This is a genomic window from Thomasclavelia sp., assembly GCF_017889095.1.
Classification (GTDB): domain Bacteria; phylum Bacillota_I; class Bacilli_A; order Erysipelotrichales; family Coprobacillaceae; genus Thomasclavelia.
The window spans coordinates 1-5,888 of sequence record NZ_JAGHEW010000292.1 but is presented as its reverse complement, the minus strand read 5'-3'; the positions used below and the strand labels follow the sequence as shown (position 1 = coordinate 5,888).

General features: G+C 31.1%; 11 protein-coding genes, 1 pseudogene and 1 other annotated feature. All 12 genes and pseudogenes read left to right on the top strand.

All coding sequences use genetic code 11. The features are described 5' to 3' along the window. Positions 1 to 505: RadC family protein (locus J7M77_RS12975; RefSeq protein WP_296879253.1), on the top strand; the 505-nt coding region annotated here is incomplete at its 5' end. 57 nt (positions 506 to 562) lie between these two features. Beyond that, on the top strand, positions 563 to 1,408 hold the full coding sequence (mreC, locus tag J7M77_RS12970; protein ID WP_296879251.1) for a rod shape-determining protein MreC: 846 nt from the start codon (positions 563 to 565) through the stop codon (positions 1,406 to 1,408). Next, a complete protein-coding gene (gene mreD / locus J7M77_RS12965; protein ID WP_296879249.1) occupies positions 1,401 to 1,934 on the top strand; it encodes a rod shape-determining protein MreD in 534 nt (177 codons plus the stop codon). The genes mreC and mreD overlap by 8 nt, the downstream gene beginning before the upstream one ends. Next, the gene (locus tag J7M77_RS12960) at positions 1,909 to 2,238 is read left to right on the top strand and encodes a hypothetical protein (RefSeq protein ID WP_296879247.1); all 330 of its coding nucleotides are present in this window, start codon (positions 1,909 to 1,911) and stop codon (positions 2,236 to 2,238) included. The genes mreD and J7M77_RS12960 overlap by 26 nt, the downstream gene beginning before the upstream one ends. Then, complete coding sequence (locus tag J7M77_RS12955) at positions 2,220 to 2,483, top strand: hypothetical protein (RefSeq protein ID WP_296879245.1); 264 nt, start codon at positions 2,220 to 2,222, stop codon at positions 2,481 to 2,483. Before J7M77_RS12960 ends, J7M77_RS12955 begins: the two co-directional genes overlap by 19 nt. Beyond that, the gene (gene minD / locus J7M77_RS12950; RefSeq protein WP_296879244.1) at positions 2,476 to 3,255 is read left to right on the top strand and encodes a septum site-determining protein MinD; all 780 of its coding nucleotides are present in this window, start codon (positions 2,476 to 2,478) and stop codon (positions 3,253 to 3,255) included. Before J7M77_RS12955 ends, minD begins: the two co-directional genes overlap by 8 nt. 49 nt (positions 3,256 to 3,304) lie before the next feature. Further along, entirely contained in the window at positions 3,305 to 3,880 is a 576-nt protein-coding gene (locus J7M77_RS12945; protein ID WP_296879241.1) for a M23 family metallopeptidase, read from the top strand. 22 nt (positions 3,881 to 3,902) lie between these two features. Then, a complete protein-coding gene (locus J7M77_RS12940; RefSeq protein WP_296879239.1) occupies positions 3,903 to 4,598 on the top strand; it encodes a stage IV sporulation protein in 696 nt (231 codons plus the stop codon). 40 nt (positions 4,599 to 4,638) lie between these two features. Then, positions 4,639 to 4,707, top strand: a sequence feature (ribosomal protein L21 leader region). A 20-nt stretch (positions 4,708 to 4,727) separates the two neighbouring features. After that, positions 4,728 to 5,036 (top strand): 50S ribosomal protein L21, encoded by a 309-nt coding sequence (gene rplU, locus J7M77_RS12935; RefSeq protein ID WP_296879237.1) that lies wholly within the window; start codon positions 4,728 to 4,730, stop codon positions 5,034 to 5,036. Next, complete coding sequence (locus J7M77_RS12930; RefSeq protein ID WP_296879235.1) at positions 5,036 to 5,359, top strand: ribosomal-processing cysteine protease Prp; 324 nt, start codon at positions 5,036 to 5,038, stop codon at positions 5,357 to 5,359. Before rplU ends, J7M77_RS12930 begins: the two co-directional genes overlap by 1 nt. 3 nt (positions 5,360 to 5,362) lie before the next feature. Then, a complete protein-coding gene (gene rpmA / locus J7M77_RS12925; protein WP_296879233.1) occupies positions 5,363 to 5,647 on the top strand; it encodes a 50S ribosomal protein L27 in 285 nt (94 codons plus the stop codon). A 77-nt stretch (positions 5,648 to 5,724) separates the two neighbouring features. After that, positions 5,725 to 5,888, top strand: a pseudogene (obgE, locus tag J7M77_RS12920) (GTPase ObgE); the annotation flags it as partial.

Here is a 5,888-nt window from a genome sequence, read left to right as displayed (position 1 = left end):
TTATTTAAAAGATATTAATTATGATCAGTTAGTTAATATTAAAGGAATTAAACAGGCTAAAGCAATCGAGGTTCTAGCAATCGTAGAAATGGCGAAACGGTTAAAGCAGCAGCCTAGTCATTATCCAATCATCAAAGAACCAATAGACGGGTATGAGTTTGTCAAAAACCAGTTGATGTTTGCACAGCAGGAAAAAGTATTAGTCTTGTGTTTGAATTCGCAATTAGAAGTAATTCGTGAAAAAACAGTTTTTATTGGCGGCAATAATATGTCATTTATTAGTGGACGGGAATTATTTAAAGAGGCAATGATTTGTGGCAGTAATCGCGTCATGGTCATTCATAATCATCCTTCTGGTAATCCTAAACCGTCATTAGAAGATATTGAAGCAACTAAGAAAATTTATGAGATTGCTAGTCAGTTAGATATCGAAGTAATTGATCATTTAATTATTGGCCGAAATAAATTTTACAGCTTTCAGTCAAATAAAGTCATAGAAGTTTAAAGTTAATTGATTATTTTAAATTAATGTCTTATAATGATATAGACGTGAGGTGATAATTTGAATAATCGTAAAAAACAAAAAAATAAAAGAATCATTTTTATTATTACAGTTTCCATAATTGTATTTTCGACTATTTCTTTAGTTATTTCCAGATCTCAGGGTGCTTTTGAAAGAATGATAAGTGATTCAATTGCAGCTGTTGAATACTATGTGATTAAAAAGCCAATTGAATTTGTAACAGATATATTTAATGAATATAACGAAATGAAAAATGTCTATGAAGAAAATAAAATTTTAAAAGCAAAGCTTTCAGCTTATGCCAGTGTTGAAGTTAATACCGATGTTTTAGCTAATGAGATTGATGAATTAAAAGAGATGTTAAATATTGATCATTTGCCAACTGAATATAATATTAAAACAACTTCGATAATTCGTGAAAGTAATGATTGGAATAATGAAATTACTATTGATCTTGGCAGCATGGCTGATGTTAAAGAAGATATGGTCGTTATTTCTTCTAAAGGAATGATCGGTAAAGTTATTTCAGTTACTGAAGTAACTGCTAGAGTGCAGTTGTTGACTGCTGAAAATCCAAGTTCGTCTTTACCAGTCCAAATTATAAATGGCGAACAAAACGCTTATGGATTGTTAACGGGCTATGATATTGAAAATGAATGTTTCAACATTACTTTATTTGATGATGTTGAAAAATTTGAAGATGATGCTAAAGTAATAACATCAGGATTAGGTGGTAAAGCACCTAAAGGAATCTATATTGGTACCGTTTCTGGTTCAAGCGTTTCTGAAGATGGTACTTCAACTAATGTTCAAGTAAAACCGGCAGCTGATTTTAGTGATCTATCATACGTTGCGGTTGTGTTTAGGAGCGATAGTAATGAATAAACAGTTATATCGTTATTATCTAGTCATGATCGTGGCTTTTATCGTTGATAGTGTGATTAGTTATTATTTGCCCTATAACTTTGATAAATTATCAATAACTATTTCACCATATATTGGTATTATGATGTTTACGTTGTTAAATAATACTATCTGGGATGAACATCGTTATATTTTTGCTACAGTAACCGGGTTATATTATGCTATTGTTTATGCTAATAGTTTATTGATTTATGTTTTGCTTTATTGCTTGTATGCTTTTTTTGGAAAGAAATATACTAAATTGGCGGCGTATACGCTACTAGAAATGTTTATTGCTGTGATTGTGACAATAATCGCCCAGGAGGTCGTGATATACTGGTTGATGTGGATAACTAATGTGACGCAGTTATCAGTAGTAATGTTTGTAACTAATCGGTTATTGCCGACTTTAGGCGTTAATTTATTGTTAATTGCACCAGTTTATTTTATCCATAAGAAATTAGGATTCGAGGGTAAAGTCAATGGATATCAAAGTAAAAGGAGTTAATAATCATTTAGTTTTTGTATTTGATGATAGTCAGGAATTTAATATTTTATTGGATCAGTTAAAAAGTCTTTTGGAATCACCGTTGCTTAAATGTGATGGTTATTATCCAAAGGCTTTTTTTGATTTTAAAAGTCGAATTTTAACGGTTCATGAATTATCAAAATTGTTGACTTTATTATTTGAAAAGCAGGTTGTTTTGTTTGATGGAATTAATATGCATCGTAGTGAAAAGAAAAATAAAATCAAAGTCATTAATCAAACAATTCATGCTGGGGAGGTGTTGGATTGGATCAGGATGCGTTGATCATTGGACAAATCAATCCAGGAGCGATCGTGCGTTTTAAAGGCAAACTTTATGTCATGGGACGAGTCAGTGGTTTAGTTGAAGGTTTAAATGCTAAAGCAAAAATTAGTGGTCAGTATTTTAAAAATGCCCACATAAGAATTAATGGAGTTTCCCGACATAATTATACAAGTTATGAACTAACGATGCTTTATTATAAAGATAGTCAAATATTCTTAGATAAGGGGGATATGATTTATGTCTAGAGTAATTGTAGTTACTTCAGGTAAAGGTGGTGTAGGTAAAAGCAGTATCAGTGTTAATTTGGCTAGTGCGTTAGCTTTTTCTAAATTTAAAGTTTGTCTGATCGATGGTGATTTTGGTCTTAAAAATTTGGATGTGATGATGGGACTAGAAAATCGGGTCGTTTATGATTTAAATGATGTAGTTGAAAGTCGCTGTACGATTGAACAAGTACTGGTTAAAGATAAACGAATTGATGGTTTGAGTTTATTGCCTTCATGTAAATCTTTATCATTTGAAGATCTTGATACAAAAATCATGAATGCATTAATTGAACAGTTAAGTAAAGATTATGATTTTATCATTGTTGATAGTCCGGCGGGAGTAGAAAAAGGTTTTGAATACTCTGCTTCATTAGCTAATGAAGCAATTGTCGTTGTTAACCTTGATGTTTCTTCGCTTCGTGATGCCGATCGGGTCGTTGGTCTGCTGATGAAAAAAGGGATCAATACAATCAATATGATCGTTAATAAAGTAAATCTAGATGATATTGAAAATGCTCGTTCTTTAACGATTGATGATGCTAAAGAAATCTTATCTTTACCGCTATTAGGAATTGTTTATGAAAGTCATGATATGATCGAAGCTAATAATCGTGGGGTACCAATCTTTTTGAATCATCAGCATTTATTACATACTTGCTTTACTAATATTTCTAAACGTTTACTAGGACAGCAGGTTCCTTATGCTAAATATAAAAAGAAAAATTTGTTGCGTCGCTTTTTTTATTCTTAATTGATGAATTTTACCTAAACCTGATTCATATAATAAATTAGGTGATGTGATGAATGATTTAGATGAAGTGAGAAAAAGAATCCAAAAAAGAAAGGGTGTTAAACAGCCATTAAATGACGATAATTTTAAACGTTTTTATAATTTCATGATCAAATTTATGGTCGTAATTGTGGTTGGTTTAGTTTCTTTATCATATTTAAAACTAAATCCTGATAGTAAATTAAAAGAAATGATCTTAAATGATAGTAATTATAAAGCAGTAACAAGCTGGATTTCCGATACATTATTTTCCTTTTTACCTGATGAAGAAGTCACTGTTTCCAGTGAAGTAACCTACCAGCAAGTTGATGGCGATTATTTTAAAAATAACAGTAATGAAGTTTTAAGTATGGCTAAAGGTCGAGTGATTGAAACCGGCAGTGATGAAGAAACTGGTGGTTATGTAATTGTTTTGGGTAATGATGAAGTACAAATTACTTATCGCAACATTGATAATATCATGGTGACTTTATATGATGAAGTAGAAGAAGGGATGATTTTAGGCAGTTATCAGGATCAGTTAGTTTTAGAATTTGAATATTTAGGTAAGGAAATTAGTTATCAAGATTACCAGGGGATGGAGTAGCTGGCGTGTCCATCCTTTTACTTTGTTATATCTTTTAGCGGCTTATTTAAATGATAATTTAATTGAATATTTAAGTGCTTTAGTAATTGTTTGTCTTCATGAATATGGTCATTATTATTTTGCAAAAAAGTTTAATTTTGAAATCGAAAAAGTAGAAATCTTTCCCTTTGGCGCTTTTTTAAGTTTACATGATTACGGCTTGCATCATATTGTTGAAGAACTGGTTTTATTATTAGGCGGTTTATGTGTTCATTTACCACTATATTTTTTTATCAAGTTTTTCTTTGACAGTACTTATTTGTTAGCTGTAAATCGCTTAGTATTATTATTTAATCTATTACCAATTTATCCTTTAGATGGTTCTAAAATATTGTTACTTCTGTTATCGACAGTTTTAGATTATTATCAGGCAGTTAGATTACAGATTAAAATATCGATCTTAACTTTATCGATTTTGATCGTACTATACTTACAATGGGGCTATTTAATTATTTTTAGTTATTTACTATATCTTAATTATGGTTATATCAAAGAATTTCGTTATCAGATCATTCGGTTATATTTAAAGCGAATTGATAATAATCCTTATCATAAAATAAAAATAAATTATGATTTTCGTTTTTATCGTCCTTATGTTAATTATTATATTATTAATAATCATCGTTATGATGAAAGGACGATCTTAGTGGAATTAATAAAAAAACTAAAAAAAGGTTGACTAAACAAAGTTAAAATTATATAATTCACTTGTTGTAGACCTCTAGCTACAACCGCGCATAAGAGGTATTAAAGCAATGCTGCCTTGGTTGGCGAGTCTGAGATTTTAAATATTATAGGAGGTGCGAAGATGTACGCAATTATTGAAACAGGTGGAAAACAATTAAAAGTTGAAGCTGGGGATACTATTTTTGTTGAAAAATTAGATGTTGAAGCTGGTGAAAAATACGTTTTTGATAAAGTTTTAGCAATCGGTGATAAATCAATTAAATTAGGTGCTCCATATATCGAAGGAGCTACTGTTGATGCAACAGTTGAAAAACAAGGTAAAGGTAAAAAAATTATCGTTTACAAATATAAACCTAAAAAACATTATCACAAAAAACAAGGTCATAGACAACCTTATACAAAATTAGTTATCAACGCAATTAACGGTTAATGATCAAAGTAACTGTCAAACAAAGAAACAAACAAATTGTTAACTTAGAGATCAGTGGTCATGCTAAAAGTGCTGAGTATGGTAAAGATCTGGTTTGTGCAGGAGTATCTACTGCTGCTATTGGAACTTTAAATATGCTAGTAAAACAAAACTTTTTAACTGACCAGTTAGGAACAATCGAGGTTAATGAAGGTTATATCAATATAGCAATCAATCAATTCGATCAAACTTGCCAGGTGGTACTAGAGACACTTGTGGTAATCTTGGAAACAATGGTTGAAAGCTATGGACAATATATTAAAATATCTACTGTGGAGGTGTAAAAAATGATGTTCAAATTAGATTTACAATTATTCGCTTCTAAAAAAGGAGTTGGGTCAACTAAAAATGGTCGTGACTCTGAATCAAAAAGATTAGGTGCTAAATTATCAGATGGACAATTCTGCACTGCTGGATCTATTATTTACAGACAAAGAGGAACTAAAATTCATCCAGGTACTAATGTAGGAAAAGGTGGCGATGATACATTATTCGCTACTATCGATGGAATCGTTAAGTTTGAAAGATTAGGAAGAAATCGTAAACAAGTTTCTGTATATCCTGCTGCATAAATAAAATCCCTGAAAAGGGATTTTTTCGTGTATTATAATTAAAAAAGATAACATACTATAAGAAAAGAGGTGGCTAGATGCAATTTATAGATAAAGCAAAAATTAGAGTTGAAGCGGGAAAAGGCGGCGATGGAACTGTTGCTTTTCGTCGTGAAGCCCATGTACCTAAAGGGGGACCAGCCGGAGGTGATGGTGGTAAAGGTGGCAGTATCGTCTTTTTAGCTACTAATTCACTTTCAAC